The sequence below is a fragment of the [Collinsella] massiliensis genome (assembly GCF_002161605.1).
GTDB lineage: Bacteria > Actinomycetota > Coriobacteriia > Coriobacteriales > Coriobacteriaceae > Enorma.
The window spans coordinates 1-16,781 of record NZ_NFIE01000003.1; the positions used below are offsets into that span (position 1 = coordinate 1).

Sequence of the window (16,781 nt, forward strand, 5' to 3'; positions counted from 1 at the left end):
GGTTGGGGGCGTGGGGCGGGCGGTGGGCTGCGGCGGCGGTGGGCTGCGGCGGGCGCTTCGCGTGTCGACCGCAATGCCACGCTTCGGGCACAAAACTGTCAACTTTACGCATGAAGCACCCTCGGCAAGGAGCTTCGCGCCTAAAGTTGACAAGTTTAGGCACGTGAATTGGCAGGCGACTCATCCGGAACGGGTTCATCCGCGTTGGAGTGCGACGAATCTCGCAAGCCGCTCAAGCTCGCTGGCAGCAGCCGCCCGTTTCGACGCGCCTCGTGCTTACCAACGGCAGAATTGGGGACAAGAGAGGCAACATATTCTCCAGCGGAGGCGCTCCACGCCCCGCATTCCGAAAGGAGCCGTCATGGCAACCACCTACGAGCTCTATATCATGCCGACCTGCCCCTACTGCCGCAAGGTGCTCCTCTATATGAGCCAGCACGACATCGAGCTGCCGCTGCGCGACATCACGGCCGACGCCGAGGCGCGCGCCACGCTCGAACGCGTGGGCGGCAAGGTGCAGGTGCCGTGCCTGTTCATCGACGGCGCGCCCATGTACGAGTCGGACGACATCATCGCGTACCTGGGCAAGGAGTTCGCCGACGGTGCGGCGCCGAGCGTGTCGCCCGAGGAGCAGGCGGAGCTCGATAACGGCGCGGCCTGCCCCATCTTCTAGAGGAGGACGGTCATGGACGAGCAGCGCGAACCGCAGTTCACCGTCGAGGAGAACGCCATCCGCCTTCTCGGGGATGACGGAAAGGCGATCGCCGAGGTCACCTTCCCCGCGTGCGGCGAGGGCGTCGTAGATATCGACCATACCTTCGTGGACCCGAGCCTGCGCGGGCTGGGCATGGCCGGCAAGCTCATGGACGCGTGCGCGCACGAGCTCGAGCGCACCGGCCGGCGTGCGCGTCCCACCTGCAGCTATGCCGTGCGCTGGTTCGAGAAGCATCCCGAATGGGAGCGCATCCTCGCCTAGGCTGCCCGGATGGCCTCGCTCGCCGTACAATAGCGTCGGAAGTGTTGGATGGCTGAGGCGAGCGAGGTTGTCATGGACGGAGCCGGCACGTCCCGCGGCATCGGGGTCGACGCGGTCACTATCAGCGAGATCGGGCGTCTCGACCGCGAGGCGGACGGATTCACCGCGCGGACGTTCACGGCGCGCGAGCAGGCCGAGGCCGCGGAGCGGGGTGCGGGGCGTGCCTCGTATCTGGCGGGCAGGTTCGCGGCGAAGGAAGCCGTGTTCAAAGCGCTCGCGCATCTGACGGAGGCAGGCACGTTCGATTTGAGACTGGTCGAGACGCTCGCCGCGGACGACGGCAGCCCCCACGTGCAGATGACGCCCGAGCTCGCGCGCATCTGCGAGCAGGCCGGCGTGCGCCATATATTAGTGAGCATCAGCAACGAAGCCGACCTCGCGATTGCGTTTGCGGTGGTGGTTTGAGGATGACGGGGCTGCGATAAGGGGTTGCTCCGTACGCGTGGGCAGTGCTGAAATATAGGAGCGCTCGAACTCCTATCCGAAACGGGAATGGGATTCGAGCGCTTTTTAGATTACATCCCATTTTTTTCTTTTTTACGAACCATCCTCGCGTGCGCGGGGAGCACTCATCGTGCACCTTCTGAATGTCGTAGTCGAAGGGATCATTCCCGCATGCGCGGGGAGCACTCGGCGACCTCCTCAGCCGTCTCGGTGTCGTACGGATCATCCCCGCATACGCGGGGAACACCAAGAGACGAAGCGCAAGGTCTTCTGCAACGTGGGATCATCCCCACGTGCGCGGGGAGCACATGATCTTCTGGTACATGCGCGTCCCCGCGCCAGGATCATCCCCGCATAAGCGGGGAGCACGACTCCTACATCCAGGTGACGGAGATCAACACGGGATCATCCCCGCATACGCGGGGAGCACACCAACCCCAAGAACTCCGGCGTGGCCAAGGCGGGATCATCCCCACGTGCGCGGGGAGCACTCCGCCGCGTACTCGCGGTACGGCATGCGGATGGGATCATCCCCGCGTGCGCGGGGAGCACGACAGCCCGGAGATTACCCAGCTTGACTTCCCGGAATCATCCCCGCGTGCGCGGGGAGCACGGCTCGCCATCCGGGTAGTTCGGGTTCGGCGGGGGATCATCCCCGCGTGAGCGGGAAGCACGCACGACGGCGTATCCCCACGGGGTCGGTACCGGGGTCATCCCCGCGTGTGCGGGGAGCACAGCGTGAGCGTCACCGCCGCCGTGCGCACGTCGGGATCATCCCCGCGTGTGCGGGGAGCACCTGTAGTCTGCGCTGATTGAGTTATCGGTGTAGGGATCATCCCCGCGTGCGCGGGGAGCACCGGGTCTTCCCGGTCACGACCGCGCCGCAAGCGGGATCATCCCCGCGTGTGCGGGGAGCACGGACGCAGGGGCAGAAGCGAAACGACCTCGTCGGGATCATCCCCGCGTGCGCGGGGAGCACCCGTCCGGCGGCGTCTTCGCCATCGACCTAGACGTGGATCATCCCCGCGTGCGCGGGGAGCACGTGTTCACGATGCGACCGCCGCGGTTCCGCACGGGATCATCCCCGCGTGCGCGGGGAGCACAAAGCGGAGACGATGGGGGTGAGCCCGGGTCTGGGATCATCCCCGCGTGCGCGGGGAGCACCTCTCCGCGTACGCGCGTATCTCCGCCGCCGTGGGATCATCCCCTCAAGCAGTCGGGCTCGCCGTCGAACCGGGGATCATCCCCGCGTGCGCGGGGAGCACGAGGAGCCGTATCCCATCGTCTCCGCCACGGCGGGATCATCCCCGCGTGCGCGGGGAGCACCATGATCGCGCGCTTCAGGCTGTCGTGCTGCCGGGATCATCCCCGCGTGCGCGGGGAGCACAAGGCCGTCGGCGGCGACGTGAGGGCGGCTGAGGGATCATCCCCGCGTGCGCGGGGAGCACCTCGTTCGGCATGTCTCGGTCGTTAGAGGTGTGGGATCATCCCCGCGTGCGCGGGGAGCACCCGGCCATCCATGCGCAGAAGCCGGGCATGTAGGGATCATCCCCGCGTGCGCGGGGAGCACTCGACGAAGCACTCGTATCGCGGAGCACCCCTGGGATCATCCCCGCGTGCGCGGGGAGCACTCGAAAACAACGTTATAGCCCACTACCAGCTTGGGATCATCCCCGCGTGTGCGGGGAGCACAGGATGATGGCGTTGTCGTCTTCGACCTTGTAGGGATCATCCCCGCGTGCGCGGGGAGCACGAGTACATCGAGAACGAGGAGCGGCAGGGGCTGGGATCATCCCCGCGTGCGCGGGGAGCACGGTGAGCGAGGACGGCGGCGAGACGTGGGAGCGGGATCATCCCCGCGTGCGCGGGGAGCACATCTAGCAGCGATTTAACGCGTTGCCCTACGTGGGATCATCCCCGCGTGCGCGGGGAGCACGCCATGATGGCCTCGGCCGAGAACGCCTGGTAGGGATCATCCCCGCGTGTGCGGGGAGCACAACTTCATATTGTTCAAGTGCCGTTTTCCTTGAGGATCATCCCCGCGTGTGCGGGGAGCACAAAGCACGAAAGAGCTCATGGGCGTCTGGATTGGGATCATCCCCGCGTGTGCGGGGAGCACTCGGCTTTATCTGGAATCAAATGCGATTGCTCGGGATCATCCCCGCGTGTGCGGGGAGCACTTTCCGGATCCATGCGTTCGATTCCGGTGACCGGGATCATCCCCGCGTGTGCGGGGAGCACTATATCGGAGGGCATGAATTCTTCCTGGCATGGGGATCATCCCCGCGTGTGCGGGGAGCACGTCTGCGAACTGCATGCGACCGACTGCTTATGGGGATCATCCCCGCGTGTGCGGGGAGCACCTCCTTATTGGCCATTTTCATCGCCCGCGTTAAGGATCATCCCCGCGTGTGCGGGGAGCACTTACGGTAGTAATCTTTCAACTCCATTTCGCTGGGATCATCCCCGCGTGTGCGGGGAGCACAATATACGCATCACGACGCGCGGCGGTCGTGTAGGATCATCCCCGCGTGTGCGGGGAGCACGCGTCGCGCTCGTCGATGACACGTGCCTTCATGGGATCATCCCCGCGTGTGCGGGGAGCACTGGAGGCACGGCAAGGTCGAGGTCGGCGTGAAGGGATCATCCCCGCGTGTGCGGGGAGCACCTTGCGCCCCATATCGCGCATACCCGTCTGGGAGGATCATCCCCGCGTGTGCGGGGAGCACGAGCTCCGGCACATCCCGGAGGAGGGCGCGCTGGGATCATCCCCGCGTGTGCGGGGAGCACGCGTGGTATTCGCGCAGTTTTCGCGTGATGGTGGGATCATCCCCGCGTGTGCGGGGAGCACTCACCGAGCGGCCAGTTTCCGCCGAGGATTAGGGGATCATCCCCGCGTGTGCGGGGAGCACGAGCGAGCAGATACGAGGAGGTCGCGCGATCGGGGATCATCCCCGCGTGTGCGGGGAGCACCTCTTGCCCAGGCTTTCACGCTCGTCAAGAAGGGGATCATCCCCGCGTGTGCGGGGAGCACGCGCTCCCAACTGTCGGGGCGCTCGTGGGTGAGGGATCATCCCCGCGTGTGCGGGGAGCACAAGGCGGAGATGATGGGCGCGAGCCCGGGGCTGGGATCATCCCCGCGTGTGCGGGGAGCACAGGGTGGCACCACCGGAGATGAGTCCTAGGATGGGATCATCCCCGCGTGTGCGGGGAGCACGACTTTGCGACTACACCCTCGTGATACTCGTAGGGATCATCCCCGCGTGTGCGGGGAGCACCATTCGTAATACTTACGCCACTCACGGAGGTAGGGATCATCCCCGCGTGTGCGGGGAGCACTTTCGCTTCACGTCTGCATCTCACCTCAACCGGGGATCATCCCCGCGTGTGCGGGGAGCACAAACTGATGAAACGCGCTTAAACTGCTACACTGGGATCATCCCCGCGTGTGCGGGGAGCACGAGATTGATTCAGAAGAGCTTACCGAAGCGGCGGGATCATCCCCGCGTGTGCGGGGAGCACCTGCAGGTGACGGCCTGGGGACTGGAGCCCTTGGGATCATCCCCGCGTGTGCGGGGAGCACGCCTGCGCGTCGCTGGAACGGCTCGCCGAGCAGGGATCATCCCCGCGTGTGCGGGGAGCACTTACCGTGCCTCTCGCTGCGGCAGCTGCCGGAGGGATCATCCCCGCGTGTGCGGGGAGCACGCCATGAGCGGCTGCTCGATGGCGTCGGCGAGGGGATCATCCCCGCGTGTGCGGGGAGCACTGCGTGACGTCGGTGACGACGCGAGAGCGCCAGGGATCATCCCCGCGTGTGCGGGGAGCACGCCATGAGCGGCTGCTCGATGGCGTCGGCGAGGGGATCATCCCCGCGTGTGCGGGGAGCACTACGCCGTCATGGTGACGGTCGCCTGCGTCGCGGGATCATCCCCGCGTGTGCGGGGAGCACCCCCGGTTCACGGTGAAGCTCACCGTGCCCATGGGATCATCCCCGCGTGTGCGGGGAGCACTGCGCCTGCGACTGCTCGCTGCCGTCCGGGTGGGGATCATCCCCGCGTGTGCGGGGAGCACCCGGGCAGATAACCGCCCAGCAGGCGGCGCAGGGGATCATCCCCGCGTGTGCGGGGAGCACACGCTACCCGACTCCTTCAGCTCCGTGTCGAGGGGATCATCCCCGCGTGTGCGGGGAGCACACGGCGAGCTTGGAGCCGGATGCGTCCGCCTCGGGATCATCCCCGCGTGTGCGGGGAGCACATGGGGCTCACCGGAGCCGACGCGAGCGCCGGGGGATCATCCCCGCGTGTGCGGGGAGCACGACATCGCCGACGCGGACGACCTCGTGTGGGAGGGATCATCCCCGCGTGTGCGGGGAGCACCAGGGCGCGGCTACGGCGGCGGTGGCCGATGTGGGATCATCCCCGCGTGTGCGGGGAGCACTACTACATATCCACTGACCGGGCTCTGGTCGGGGGATCATCCCCGCGTGTGCGGGGAGCACGCGGAGTCGAACCCGGCGCGGGCGAGCAGGTCGGGATCATCCCCGCGTGTGCGGGGAGCACCCGAACGACGCGACCTACGTCGGCGTCTTCGAGGGATCATCCCCGCGTGTGCGGGGAGCACGCGTAGCTCGTCGGCTCGACGCCGAGGTACCGGGGATCATCCCCGCGTGTGCGGGGAGCACTCGCGCGTGCCGTCGGCGTAGGAGCCTAGGGTGGGATCATCCCCGCGTGTGCGGGGAGCACCAGGGAACGTCTGCGCGCCGCCAGCCGCTCGTGGGATCATCCCCGCGTGTGCGGGGAGCACGAACACCGCATCGAAGAGCGAGCGCACGAACGGGGATCATCCCCGCGTGTGCGGGGAGCACACTTCGATACCTGCTAACATCGCGGGGCGCCTCAGTATTCCGCTTCATTATATCGAGCGAAGTTTGGGTCAACCGCGATACTTACGCGCCCTCCGATACTTCGAAGCGCTGCTCCAACCCGATGGCAAAGACCCCATCAGCGTCGCATCATCGGTGCCGGCGGGACGTTTGATGAGTCTCACCCCATCGCAATCCACCGGTTTCCAGTCGGGTTGGAACACCTCGAACTCAAGGTGCTGCTCATTACGTGCGCTATAAACCATGATCGCTCTGCCAGATTTCATGAGGGAGCACACACGGAGCCAAAGCCGCGTCCGCACCCGCGCGGACAGCCTCCCTACAAACACCCCGGGAGCAATCTCAAGCAACCATCGAGTCAAATCACCGCGCACGCCCGTCGGACAGGCAGTCAGCACCATCACGACCATCACGCATCACCCTCCGCAGCGTCTGCATATAGCGTGCCCGCCGCAACCTCGCCGAGCTTCTCGTCCCACAACCACAGCTCGTCAGATTCATCGGCATCAGCTTCCCCATCCTCTTCCATGAGCAAATGGGTGATATCAGATACCATGCGCTTCATGATGGAAAGGTCATACAGGGCGTCCCGCATATTCTTTCGCGTCGCCGCACCGATATCATCAGGCTTCGCAGCCGTCGTGCGAAATGCCACGGGAATCGAAAGCTCGGCCTTATATAGGTCTGCGATGTCGTATACAAACGAGCGCTCATGACCCGTATGAACGAATCCCAAACCGGGAGAGCAGCCCAGCGCGACGATGACCGCATGGGTGATTCCATATAAGCATGCGTGGGCGGCAGAAAGCGCCTTGTTGATCTCCGAGCCGGTATCGTAATCGTCGGGATCGAAGTCGCGCCGCTTCCACTCGACACCCGTCTCCTTTGACCAGTGCCCGTACACCTTGCGCACACGCGCTCCTTCGCGGCCGCGTAGCTGCTGCATAGCGAGAGAGCTCACGTCCTCGTCTGGGAAGCGCATCTGATACATCCGTCGCGCGACGGCCAAGCGCGTCCTCGTATTCGAAACAAGACGGGCCTGGCGCACGAGCAGGCGACTCGAATGGGTGAGCGGGCGTCCCGATGCATACATCCTCACACCGCGTTCGCCCACCCATACCACGCTCGCGCCATTCTCCCCTATCGTCGCCATAGCCTTATGAGAGATGGTAGTGCCCGGGCCCAGCATCAATACGCCGAGCGTGGCAACCGGGACGCGTATCGTTCCCTCATCGTCGGTGATGGCGATAGCGTTCTCCGCTTGGTTTACCACGCAGTGCTCGAAATACAGAAACGAAATGCGCTCGTCCGCGCGAACGAGGTCCGCCAGAACGGGAGGGACGGTGGACGGGGTCGCACCGCCCCCTGCGGCAGCGTCACTCAAGCGCGTGTCGTCGGTTCCGTCATGCATGGCAGGATTCCCCCGCGGGCGCGATCGTCATGAGACCGCACCCGAAGCCGCGCGCACGCCCCAGGCCGAACCCGAGCACATGCCGGAACGCCTCGGCATCGGTCACCTCGAGCACGCCATCGAACTGGGCGGTCGTAAGCGTGACCACGCCTTCCTTCCGCTTGAACACCTCGCGTTTCCGATGCGACACGACAAGCCGATCAAAGCCCTCTTCCGTTTGCGCGATGCGGAACCCATGGGCTTCGGCACGGTCGAGCAGCCAGGATCGCTGCTGGGCCTCGGTCACATGGCCTTGGATCGTTCCGACGACGCCTTCGCGGGCGCGCGTCCCCTTATCGACGAACACCTTGCGCGCCGGATTCGCCTTGAGCCTGAACTGCCAAAGCTGCCCGGAGGCGATGCGCTCGAGCACGGGAGCGTACGCCTTGGTAACCCATGAGGGGCTCCCCGGCATCCCCGCCTGCTCGCAGATATGCGTGAGGTCGGGACGGTCCGGGCTCAGCACATAGAGCCACGCCTCGTCCACGGCGCCGGGCACCTCATCCAAGCGCCAGAGGATCCTTCCCCGATCCGTCGTCCGTGCAGCTTCGGGCGGAAAGGCCCGCTCGACCGCGGCATGAATCCGATACGGCGAGCTTGCGAACGCGATGGCATCCATGCGCGATAGGCTCAAGGTAACTCGTGATAGGTACATGGTTCACCTCATTCCATCCATCCCAGCGGATCGTGCTCGGGTACCGGCACGCCACCTCGAGAGCGGGGCGCATCCTCGATAGGCTCCCCGGCATCGGATGCATCCGCATCCGGATTGGGCACCCGCAAGCGGACGACCGGCCGGCACGCATAACGCCGTCCAGAAGCGCTAAAGGTCAGCGGATAGTCCGCCCAGCTCTCACAGAGCTCGCCATCGCGCGCATCCGCAACCACCTCAAGCGAGGCCACACCGGAATGGCGCGCTTTATAGTGCTCGGAAGCCGCCCAAGGTGCCACCGAGAGCACTGCGCGCACGTCATCGGCATCGGAATCGATACCCAGGCACAGCGGCATATCAGCCGGACACGATCGCCTTCCCAGGTATAGGGGGCGACGAGGCAGCCTGAGCGCGGCTTCGATGCGTCGCAGCAGCTCATCCGATCCTCCCAGCGCCGCCAGGAAGCATGCATCCGCTAGGTAGTAGCGATTGGACAGCGGCATGGGCTTGCCCTGCAAAGGCCGCTCCGTTTGGAAATCGCGCATGAGCTGTCCGGGCTGCTCGACGCGGACGGCCAATTCAAGCTGCGCCAAATCATCGACCGGGTCTTCACGCGTCCGGCCGAGCGCGGAGGCGATCAACCCGACGATGCCGCTCTTCGTGGGCTCACGCCTCGTCGTCCTGCGCGCGAAGCGCGAGGAGTCGCCCCACGATTGCATAGGGCCGGCAAGGCGGAGCAGAAGCACCGACATGATCACTCCTTCGGCGCGAGCGCGGCGCCGACGGCTGCGCGCACTGCGTCCATGAGGGCATCGAAGGACACGCCCGCTCCGAAATAATCCAAGCTCGCAGGATCGATGCCGTAGGAAACATGCCAGCTCTGTGCCGCCGGCCGAGCATAGGCCGCCTCAACATCGCGGGCGCACGAGGCGAGGCGATCAGCTGCGATCTGCGTGATGGACCGGTCGCGCTCGGCATACACGGGACACTCGAAAGCAGAGGCGAGGTTGATCGGCTGGTCCTCGCGCAAGGAGACGGCAACCGCATTCGGCAGGGTGCGATTCGCAAACGTGTTTTGCTTGCCCGAAGGCATCGAGGTGACGAACGCCTCGACGAATGCAGCCACGCCGGCCGCTGCGGCCTCGGCGCTCTCGAGCTGCTCCGCAAGCGCATCGATGTTCACGGTCGCATACCGGTAAAGGGTCGAGGAATTGAAGCTCACCGTGCCCAGCATCCCCGCGCCTGCGTTGTCATCGGAAGCGCAATCGTCCACGGCTGTGAAGTAGTCGTACTCCTGCGAGATCTCGTTGACCGAGATGGCATGGGCAACCTGCGCGCACGCATCGACGTTAAGGTCCGTGGCGTCGGCGAGCATACGGCCGAACAGCGCGATGTCCACCGCCTGGATCCCCTTGAACACCTGCTGGACGGCCTTCTTCGCCTTCGCGTCGACCTTCTTGGGGTCAACGCCCTCATCCGCCCAGGCAATCGCGATGTCGGCAAGGTCATCGAGCTCGCGGTTAGCGATGAACACCAGGTAGCTCGTCGCCAGCGTTCCTTCATCGGTGCCCTTGCGGTCGGTCTCGGTAGATTTGATACCCGTGGCATCCAGCACCGCCCGGGCGAAATCCTCCGCTCGATCCGCAAGGTCCTCGCGCTTGGCGGCGATGCGCTCGGCTATAAGCGGAACGACGAACTTGGTGCGGACGCCGAGCTGGCCTTCGGGCAAGAGACTCGGGAACATCTCGCGCATGGCACGCTTCCAAGCCTGGCTCGAGACGCGTGCGCGCAGCGCACCGCCGTACACGGCGGTCTTGGGGCTCCCGGTATCGTCGCGGTTGATGTTGCTGGGCGGAACGCTCTCCAACGCATAGATATCAAGATACATGAAGTACCTCCTAGTTCTGGTTGTTTTCGGATGTGCCGGCCATTGAATCCGCAGGGGCATCGTCGGGTTCTGCGGTGAAATAATCCTTCGACCAGCGCATGAACACGTCGCTGCGGGCGCTTGGGATTTGCAGGAGATACAGGTCGCACGCGAGAAGGAAGTAGTCGACCTGAACGGCTTTATCCCGCATGAGCATGATGAGGGCGCGCATGTGATGCTCGATGCCGTCGAGGTCGCGAGCGCTCTCGATAGCAGCCATCCGACGGCGCACTCCCTTCGCTTTCTCCCTGTCGTATTCAATGCGCCGGCAAGACCAACCAAAAGAACGCCGCCGCTTGCGGGATGCTCCGGGAGCTTCCGTCATTGCCATCGGAACGGTCCGGGACTGCTGATGGTAGGCATAGAGTCGCAGGGACGCCGCGATTGCCCCGAGCGCCCTGGCCTCATCCACCCCGGATAGCCCGAGGTCGCAGATGCCTTCGAACAAATCCTCTCCTACAGAGATCCAAGATGCGCCCCCGGGCATTCCAAGGCGACGCAGGCGCGCGAGCGTAGCGCGAGCCTGCGCGGCACCGGCTCCCTTATTCACATACGCGCGTTGAAGGTTGACGATCTTTCTCTGCACGAACAGCGCTACCTTGTTCGCGCGTTCATAGAGCGATGACATATCCGCCCTCCTTTCTCATGCAAGTGCCTGCGCAAGGTCGCGCTCGAACCACATCAGTGCCCTGCCTGCAGACACCTCATCGCGCTCTGCAAAGTACGAGATATGACGGCGGGAAACGTATGCCTGAGCAAGTTTTCTCAGAATCCCGCGTGCCTCTGCGCGCCACGCCTCGCAATATGCCGCGACATCGCGATCGGGGAAATCCGCGATGCGTCGACGGTACAACGCGTCCAAAGCGTCGTAGGCGCGTTCCCTCATATCGTCTTTGGTTGCCTGGGCGGCGGCGTCTGAGAACGTCTCGTAACGACGCCTGTCGCCCTGGGTGCGTTCGATGTTCTGGGCAAATTTCACGAAGGCGCCGACGGCGATGTCGGTCTGACGAATCAACTCGAGCATGTTGGTCAATGCCTCGGAATCCTTGCGCATGAGCGTCGCGCGCAGGTCGACCGTATCGGTCATGGCGTCGTCGACGACGCTGCTTTGCGTGCCGTATTTGACCCCCTGGCACACGATGCGGAGCTTGAACCGCCAATCATCCGCATGTTGAACGTCCTGCACCTCCCCCATCCAGCGGATGACCCCGGGGCGTAGTCGCTCCTCCTCCGCAACCGCCAACAAGCTCGGCAGGTTGCGCCACAGCGCGCGAGCGGTATCGAGGGCAGCAGGCATGAGCGGAACGGTTGCCGTACCGAGTTTTTTCTGCTGCTGCTTGCTTTCCCGCCAGCCCGTCATCATCTCGAAGCGCTGCTTGTTCGCGGGAACCAGCACGTCACCGTAGCTGATGATGACGCCGCGAACGAATGCCCCGCTCTCGTCTGGCACGAGACGGATTCTGCGACTCTGCCAGGTAAGCAGGTCGATGGGGCCGGTCGGCTCGCGTTGGCATGTATCGGGTGACGGAACCTCACGCTCCCAGGGAGCGAAGTCATCGCTCGCAGTGACGGACACGTTGCTCAGAAACAGCACCCAGTTAAGCACAAGCGTTTCGAAAAGGCTTTTTCCCTCTAGGTAGACGCCGCCCAACGCACCGCACCAGCCCGTGCCCAAAGCGCCCTTGGGGGCATAGGCCTTGCCGCTCTTGGCCGACGTATTGCCCTCGACAGGTGTCTTGATCCCTGCTTTATCGAGCGCCTGAGCCACCACGAGATACCGCGCCGCAAGATCAAACGGAAGGGCATCGAGGTGCTCGGCGCTCCGCATGGAGAATAGGAACTTCTCCGGCTTGGGAACATCGATCATGCATTCGCTCACGGGGTCGCATTCCTTTTTGCCACCCATATAGACAAGGTGGGGAACCTGGTAGAACGGATGCTCGTCATCGAACAGGTCGAACTCATGGGGAAAGTCGACGAGGTACCCATCTATGCGATCTGCCGGAAACGCGCCGCCCTCCCACAACTCTCGCCAGATGCGCCGCTTCTCTTCCTCCCCCATGTGTTCAGGAATCTCGTAGATGCAGTAGACGAGCGCGAGCAGCAGACGGAGAAGCGCTATGTTCTCCCCCGGGATCTCTCCCGAGATACGCCGGATGCGATGCGCTTCGCACAGGGCGTTTCGTATCGATACGGTCGCCTGGGTACCGTCTATGCGTTCGACGGGAATCCATGGCTCGGTTCGTAGGTCGTACTTCGTAGTTATCTGATCCATTCGTTCCTCCTTTCCATACTGACCATAGCTTCATGTTTCGAAACCCCCACATACGTGGGGAACAGCCTTGAGATCTTCTCCTTTCAAGGTCCAACTCGCCGGATGGCGAACACACGCCTGCGGGGCAATTCCGTGATGAACTGAAATTGCATCCGCGGTGCGATTCTAGAATAGAACGATTTTTTAAACTGAAAAGAGAAATAGATAAATCATCGGTGAGCGGTCGATAATCCTTCCTCTCTGGTGTATCTCAACCGCTGATCGAGCAGCGTTGCCTCGAACGCACCCGGCTCGTCATCACGCTCATCCAGAGCCAATACCAGGCGACCCGCGAGTACGGGAACCTCCTGCCAGGCTGCGACCCACCGCTCGCAACCGTCTTCCAGCTCTTCGATGAGCTGATCGAGCTGCTGAGGACGACAGAGCGAGAGCGGCAGCCGCACCGCGCACTGTGCCAGCACGAACGCAAGCGGCCAGTCGGGCTCGTACATCGTGGGCAGCTCCTCGCCACGTGCAACCCCGCTGCGCTCGTCGCCAATCCACGGAAGCAGGCTCACGCCAGCACCCTCACGGCGCACGAGCAGCACCTCGACGGTCTCCTGGGTATCACGAACCGCGCGCTGTCCGACATCCTCGTTCAGCCGATCTTTGGATCCATCCTCGATCGCACGTGCGAAGAGGCTTGTGAGGGTCTTGCCATCGCGGATGAGCTGCTTGGCCGAAGGTAGCAGGTAGATCTCGGCGCGCAGCTTCTTATCCTCGATCATGCGTTGACGTTGGGCGCACGCCTCCTCGTATCGAAGTTGCCAGCTCAGGGGAATCATCGCTGCTACCTTTGGGGAGTAGGCTGTGTGCACCAGCCGCGCGATATCGCCCGGTAGAGAAATCTCTGCCGCTGCTGCCCGGTCGCACAGGTGCATCAACGCCAGTGTTTCCATAAGAGAGGCAGCGTCGTATACGCGCGTGATGCCGGTAGCGAACGCCGGACCCTCCTCGCCTGCGCGCTCGACACCGCGAATGAAACACTGCGCGTGCCGCAAGCGAGCGGGCCGGTCACACTCCCCGGAACCGCGGGCATGCCGGTGAACCCTGCCCAGGCGCTGCAGCAGGAGATCGACGGGGGCGACGTCGGTAACGAGCAGATCGAAATCGATATCGAGCGACTGCTCGAGCACCTGCGTGCCCACCACGATCAGGCGCTTGGGGCGCCGACCGTTGGCGCGTGTCGCATCCGGTCCGAGCATGCTGCGGAGGCGGCTCTCGTTCTCCATCCGGTCGAGATCCATGAAGCGTGCATGGGTGAGCACGACCTCATCCACCCCAAAGCGCTCCTTCACGGCTCGGTACACAGCTTGAGCACGGGTAACGGTATCGCACACAACGCCCGCCACGCCGCCATCGCCGAGTTCTCGTTCAAGCAGCGAGGTGAGCTCTTCGATGTCGTCGGAAAGCAGCGCGACGTCCACCACCGTTTCCCGGGATGAAGGCGAGCAGGCGCGCTGCTCCACCCGCGACGCAGACGCAATCGTGAGAAGCGGGTAGGAATCGTCCCCGGTATGTACAGAAGACACAGGCGCCGCCGATGCCAAGCGCTTTTCACGAGCGCGCGCAGCACGGGAACGCCCTCCACGGGGCAACGAGGCAAGCAGGCTGGCACCGTCCGCAGAAGATGCGAGCGGCACCCGCCGCGCTTCACGGCCATTGCGATACGCTGCAACGAGATCATCGCGCACATGGGGCGGCAGCGTTGCCGAAAGCAGGATGACCGGACAGCCCCATGCGCCGAGCCACTCGAGGACGCGCTGTAGATATTGCTGCATGTAGCTGTCGTATGCGTGGCACTCATCTATAACGACCACCTTGCTCGCCAGGGCGAGGTGCCTCATGGCAAGATGACGCATTTCAAGCGCGCCCATGAGCACCTGGTCGATGGTGCAGACCACGAAGTTCGCCAGCATGCCTTTCTTGCGTCCCTGCATCCAATCGGACACGATGACGAGCCCGTCGCCCGCGGGGCTGTCCTCCGCGGTCAAACACGTGGAGCTCGGTATGTGGCGCATGCGAGAGAAGCGCACGATCCCCTGATACTCCTCATTGAGCCGCGCCTTACCGTGCGCAAGATAGATGCTGGTGGGATCATGCGTCGGCATGCGCTCCAGCCAACGATGGACACGGCCGAACATGGCATCCGTCGTCGCCATGGTGGGAAGTGCCACACATACCCCGCCGCACCCGAAGCGCGCTCCCATGATCTCCGCCGCAGCGAGCGCCGCCTCGGTCTTCCCTTCGCCCATGGGCGCCTCGATCACCAAAAGAGATGGTTCCTCCATCTGCTCGGCAATCTCCATCGCTGCTCGCTGAATGGAGCGCGGATCCGCACCATCCGGCAAACCGAACCGGGTGCGGAACCATTCGTCAGACGCCTTCGGCTGTTCGCCGCCCCAGCTTGGCGAAAGGCACAGTGACCGCCAAGCATGTTCGGCGCGCATTTCGAGTGCCGCATCATCCCAGGCCGCCGGGGCGCCAGCCCGCGCGCCCCCGCTCGAAAGCGATGGGATGAGGGGGAACAGATCCTGGTTGCTCGCTATCCAATCCGCCATGATGACAAGCCCGCATGCCACCGACTCCGTTGGGACGTCCCATGAAAACGTCTTGAGCGCTAAAGCATCCGCTGCGGTGACGCGAGCCATGCTGAGAGCATAATCGAGCAGCTCGGACTGGACGGAACGCCATGCTTGCCCAGATGCGTCGGGTGTATTGCCCATCGCCCGCGTATCGTCAAACGCCTCTCCGACACGCCGTCGCTCAGGCACGTTCCCGTGGTGCGCCCCCACAATCGAGCCCAGGGCATCCGCCGGCTCAAACGGCCAAGCAAACACAGTCTCGAGGTAACGGTCGACGAGCACCTGACCGGCGATGGGGTGGGTGGGTCGACGTGCCGATGATAGGGTTGGGTCGATATAGAGTCCCGCCTTTTCCGGCCTCCACGAGAGGCTCAGGAGCTCCCCATCGTTGCTACGTCCGCAAGGTTTCGCCTGGAAGATAGGGGTCGCCTTCCCGATGTCATGTGCACCAGCAAGAAAGACGAGGCACTTGCGGGCAAGCTCCTCGTTACCGCCGCACCGACGCGCAAAGAGGCTCCGGGCGCTCTTCGACAACCAACCATCCCACAGCCGTGCCATGGTACGCGCTGCATCGCTGGCATGTATGAAGAGCGGCAGCCACGCTTCCTCTTCGTCGGGCGCTGCCTTCGCCCAAAGCGAGTGCGCCCGCCTTGAGAGTTTCGCGACCGCATCCATGGGCTTATCCTTTCCCTGCCATGAAGAAGACATCGCGCTACCTCCGCTTCGCAAATCGCTCGACGATGTTGAGATACGAGCAGGCAGAAGATGAAACCGGCGATCCGCCGCCGCGCTCCAGCATTGACCAGAAACACCACAACGTTGCCTGCGCATCTTCCAGCGCGTCGTGGGCGCGGCCATGGAAGCTGTAATAACGCGCGCAGTATTCGAGGGAGACCCATGCATATCTCCGTCGAACCGGATCCCAACGACCAGCCACGGGAGCGAACTCCCTCATGACATCGAACGTGGGGACAGACTCGTGCAAGATTCCTGCAGCACGCAGAAAGGCGAGGTCGAAGCTGACGTTATATCCGACAACGAGGCGCGCACCCGCAAAATAAGATTGAAGCTTTCGAGCAAAATGCGTCAGAGGCGGGCAACCTGCTACGGTAGCCGGGGTGATGCCATGAACTCTCTGCGCGGCAGGCCAGTCCACATGCCGTTCAGGCCGTATGTAATGGGATGCCAGAACCTCTCCGTCTCCCCGGATGATCCCGATTTGCACGATCTCATCGTGTGAAGGATCGACCCCGGTGGTCTCGACATCGACGCAGAGGATCTTTTCCGGCGGCATCGTACGTAGGCTTGAGATATCCCCTGATTCGTACCATCGCGCCATCGTCTCTCCTCCCGTGTACCCCTGACAGTGCAACCATACCAGTGGGTGCGGACAAAAAGCGACCGGGAATGCTTTTGCGGGAATTTGTCTGCTGAGCAACGGGTTCGTCAAATCCGCGCTGTGGCGCAAGCAGTTCGCAGCAGATGGATTCA

Annotated in this window: 12 protein-coding genes and 1 CRISPR repeat array; of the genes, 3 read left to right on the plus strand and 9 right to left on the minus strand. The window is 63.7% G+C overall.

Annotated elements, in window-relative coordinates:
• The first annotated feature begins 361 nt into the window (after positions 1-361).
• Genes B5G02_RS01430 through B5G02_RS01440 form a run of 3 tightly spaced genes read left to right on the plus strand, consistent with a single transcriptional unit; the run spans position 362 to position 1,441 of the window.
• Positions 362-673 carry a glutaredoxin family protein gene (locus B5G02_RS01430; protein WP_094334896.1) on the plus strand — a complete coding sequence of 104 codons (312 nt, stop codon included), beginning with the start codon at positions 362-364 and terminating at the stop codon, positions 671-673.
• 12 nt (positions 674-685) lie between these two features.
• Positions 686-976, plus strand: coding sequence for a GNAT family N-acetyltransferase (locus B5G02_RS01435; RefSeq protein ID WP_094334897.1), 291 nt, complete (start codon positions 686-688; stop codon positions 974-976).
• 48 nt (positions 977-1,024) lie between these two features.
• The gene (locus tag B5G02_RS01440) at positions 1,025-1,441 is read left to right on the plus strand and encodes a holo-ACP synthase (RefSeq protein ID WP_094334898.1); all 417 of its coding nucleotides are present in this window, start codon (positions 1,025-1,027) and stop codon (positions 1,439-1,441) included.
• Positions 1,442-1,576: 135 nt separating this feature from the next.
• A CRISPR array of direct repeats spans positions 1,577-6,344; the repeat unit is 29 nt; unit sequence GGGATCATCCCCGCGTGTGCGGGGAGCAC.
• 68 nt (positions 6,345-6,412) lie between these two features.
• On the opposite strand, the gene cas2e is transcribed toward B5G02_RS01440, so the two are convergent.
• From cas2e to B5G02_RS01485, 9 genes are all read right to left on the minus strand, one after another.
• Positions 6,413-6,772: a type I-E CRISPR-associated endoribonuclease Cas2e gene (gene cas2e, locus B5G02_RS01445; RefSeq protein ID WP_019239666.1), complete on the minus strand. Its 360-nt coding sequence runs from the start codon at positions 6,770-6,772 to the stop codon at positions 6,413-6,415.
• Positions 6,772-7,773, minus strand: a complete 1,002-nt coding sequence (gene cas1e / locus B5G02_RS01450) for a type I-E CRISPR-associated endonuclease Cas1e (protein WP_019239667.1) — start codon at positions 7,771-7,773, stop codon at positions 6,772-6,774. The genes cas2e and cas1e overlap by 1 nt, the downstream gene beginning before the upstream one ends.
• Complete coding sequence (cas6e, locus tag B5G02_RS01455) at positions 7,766-8,467, minus strand: type I-E CRISPR-associated protein Cas6/Cse3/CasE (protein WP_094334899.1); 702 nt, start codon at positions 8,465-8,467, stop codon at positions 7,766-7,768. The genes cas1e and cas6e overlap by 8 nt, the downstream gene beginning before the upstream one ends.
• An 8-nt stretch (positions 8,468-8,475) precedes the next feature.
• Positions 8,476-9,216 carry a type I-E CRISPR-associated protein Cas5/CasD gene (cas5e, locus tag B5G02_RS01460; RefSeq protein ID WP_094334900.1) on the minus strand — a complete coding sequence of 247 codons (741 nt, stop codon included), beginning with the start codon at positions 9,214-9,216 and terminating at the stop codon, positions 8,476-8,478.
• A 2-nt stretch (positions 9,217-9,218) separates the two neighbouring features.
• Positions 9,219-10,352, minus strand: a complete 1,134-nt coding sequence (cas7e, locus tag B5G02_RS01465; RefSeq protein WP_019239670.1) for a type I-E CRISPR-associated protein Cas7/Cse4/CasC — start codon at positions 10,350-10,352, stop codon at positions 9,219-9,221.
• 10 nt (positions 10,353-10,362) lie between these two features.
• Complete coding sequence (gene casB / locus B5G02_RS01470) at positions 10,363-11,019, minus strand: type I-E CRISPR-associated protein Cse2/CasB (RefSeq protein WP_019239671.1); 657 nt, start codon at positions 11,017-11,019, stop codon at positions 10,363-10,365.
• 15 nt (positions 11,020-11,034) lie between these two features.
• The gene (gene casA / locus B5G02_RS01475; RefSeq protein WP_019239672.1) at positions 11,035-12,666 is read right to left on the minus strand and encodes a type I-E CRISPR-associated protein Cse1/CasA; all 1,632 of its coding nucleotides are present in this window, start codon (positions 12,664-12,666) and stop codon (positions 11,035-11,037) included.
• Positions 12,667-12,875: 209 nt separating this feature from the next.
• On the minus strand, positions 12,876-15,965 hold the full coding sequence (locus B5G02_RS01480; protein WP_094334901.1) for a CRISPR-associated helicase/endonuclease Cas3: 3,090 nt from the start codon (positions 15,963-15,965) through the stop codon (positions 12,876-12,878).
• Positions 15,966-16,002: 37 nt separating this feature from the next.
• On the minus strand, positions 16,003-16,629 hold the full coding sequence (locus B5G02_RS01485) for a 3'-5' exonuclease (RefSeq protein ID WP_094334902.1): 627 nt from the start codon (positions 16,627-16,629) through the stop codon (positions 16,003-16,005).
• Positions 16,630-16,781 lie beyond the last annotated feature (152 nt).